This window comes from Variovorax sp. P4_D9, assembly GCF_056401695.1.
Map to the genome: position 1 here is coordinate 1 of NZ_JBFUIU010001149.1, position 2,250 is coordinate 2,250.

Below are 2,250 nucleotides of genomic sequence, written 5' to 3' on the forward strand. Positions count from 1 at the left end.
TTCCGACATCGACCTGCGCGGCGCACCCGCTGTAAAACCCGCGCAATAGCGGCCCGTCATCGATCGAAATCATCGCCATATTCCCGATGGGCGGCGTCACTGCCGCTTCCTGAGGCGATCGAGGACTGATCTGATGGGCTCCGTTCGGGGCGCTCCGCCGGCGGGAATGCCTTCGCCGTCGAAAGCGTTCCGGGCGGGATCTCCGGTCGCGGAAATGCTTGTGGCCTGGAGGACCGCGCAGCGCTATGGCCGGACGAGCGAGAGGTTCCTGCTGGGCGGCGCCGGCAAGGCAGGGCGCGGCCAACATCTCAGGCGGAGATTGCAGGGTACAGGTTTGGCTGCTAGACCGGCATTAACGCAAATCTTAACGGATACTGCAATATGTCATTGAGAGCATCAGACATTGTTCCCATCAGCGAAGCGCGCGCCCGGCTCACCGAGCTGGCCGAAGACGTGGTCGGCAGCGGCTCAGAGAAAGTGCAGACCAAGAATGGGGCGAGCTACGTTGCCTTGGTCGATGCGCGCCGGCTGGACTACTACCATGCCCTCGAGTCGGAGCACGCTAACCTCGTGCTGGCTGAAGACGCCATCACCGGACTGCGGCAGGCCTTGGCGGGGCAGTTCGTGTCTGAAGAGGAACTGGACCAAGCACTCGGCGTCGCATCGGCGCCGTGAGCATTCCCGTCAACGCAAGGGTTCGGGCGGTTCCGAACTTTCTGTCGTGCCTGCACGCTTCACGTAGCTTCATGGAGGAACAGGACGTCGCTTCTGCGCCGGTGCGCCTCAAGAAATTGCAGGCTGAAGTGATCAAAGCGCGAGCCATTCTTTCCTTTGCACCCCCAAGCGGGCGACCTGCTCGATTCCTTGACGCCAGGTCGGGCTGGGGGCAGTTTCAAGCTGAGCAGGCAAGGCAAATTGCCCGGGCACTTGGCCAGCCCGAGTTGCGGGAGCTGGTGCTGGCTCTCCACGTAGTGCTCTGCGCCCATTCCGACCGAGAGGTGGTGTTGCTTTCAATGCGGCATGAGCGTCAGTTGGGTTACGGATTGCCCAAGCCATCCACCTGACGAGCACTGAGAAAGACCTGACCGCCAGCAGCGGCCGTCGTTACAACGCCGCGTCCACAGACCAACCTAGCCTTCCAAACGTACATGACCAAGCGAATGATGGGTGAGGCGTTTAAGGATGTGCAGAGCGAAATGCGCACCATCCTGACCAAGTACAAGAAGGACCCAAGGTAGGGCGTGCGCACACAAAGGGAGCAGTCGGCCACTTGCAGTCGTTCACATATTTGACCTCAACGCCGGCAAAGCACCCGAAACCCGACATCGCTGAGCGACGGATGCCCGGGCAGCAATTGTTTACCAGGGAGCAAGAATCAGCTTGCCCAGCGTAGAGCCCGAGTCGAGCAGTGCGTGCGCGTGCCGTACCTCCTGAAGGGGCAGCACTTGCGCCGGCGGCGCTTTCACAGCGCCGCATTGCATCAGCGCGATGGCGCTCTCCATCAGGGCGCGGCGTTGCTGCCGATCCTGGTCGAACGTGTGAATCGAGAAAGTGCGCACGGCTAGGCTCCTGCTCAGCAACGCACGCAACTCGAGGAACACGTCGCTGGCGGGCGGTCCGCCGGCAATGTTGTAGGAGATGGCTGTGCCCAGGGGCGCAAGCGAGCGGATGCAGGCAATCAGTAGCTCGCCACCCACGTGGTCAAAGGCCATGTCAACACCACGACCGCCAGTGGCATCCAGGACGCGCTGTGGCAGGTGGCCCGGATCGCCGTCGAGCAGCGTGGTGACCCCGTGTGCCAATGCGTGCGCGCGCTTGGCAGGCGTCGATGCGGTGCCGATGACCGTCATGCCGTGGTGAGCCGCAAGCTGCACCAGCGCTGTGGCCACGCCGCCTGCAGCGCCCGGCACCAGGATTGAGCGCACCGGCAGTCCGCCGTTGCTGCCCAACAGCATGGCCTGCGCCAGTTGCACGTTGCCAAGGCTCACGGCATCGTTGAAGCTGATACCGTCCGGCAGCGCGAATGGCGCCTCCGCGGGTACGGCAATGTACTGCGCGTAGCAGCCTCCGCGCTGTGGCAGCTCGCGCGCGCTGACCAGCACGCRCTGCCCCAAGTGCAGGGCCTGGACGCCCGAGCCGACTGCCACCACGGTTCCGGCCATCTCGTTGCCAGGGATCGCAGGCAGAGGCGGCATCCATTTGTAGACACCCTTGCGAATCAACACGTCCGGACCGCCAGCGCCGATGGCC

3 protein-coding genes are annotated in these 2,250 nt (G+C 63.5%); 2 read left to right on the forward strand and 1 reads right to left on the reverse strand.

Going from position 1 to position 2,250, the window contains the following annotated elements; translation table 11 throughout:
* Positions 1 to 381 precede the first annotated feature (381 nt).
* Entirely contained in the window at positions 382 to 675 is a 294-nt protein-coding gene (locus AC1DY5_RS52195) for a type II toxin-antitoxin system Phd/YefM family antitoxin (RefSeq protein WP_478122112.1), read from the forward strand.
* Positions 672 to 1,064: a hypothetical protein gene (locus AC1DY5_RS52200; RefSeq protein ID WP_478122113.1), complete on the forward strand. Its 393-nt coding sequence runs from the start codon at positions 672 to 674 to the stop codon at positions 1,062 to 1,064. Before AC1DY5_RS52195 ends, AC1DY5_RS52200 begins: the two co-directional genes overlap by 4 nt.
* Positions 1,065 to 1,358: 294 nt before the next feature.
* Here the strand turns inward: AC1DY5_RS52200 and AC1DY5_RS52205 are convergent.
* A partial coding sequence (locus AC1DY5_RS52205) for a zinc-binding dehydrogenase (RefSeq protein ID WP_478122114.1) occupies positions 1,359 to 2,250 on the reverse strand: 892 nt, incomplete at its 5' end.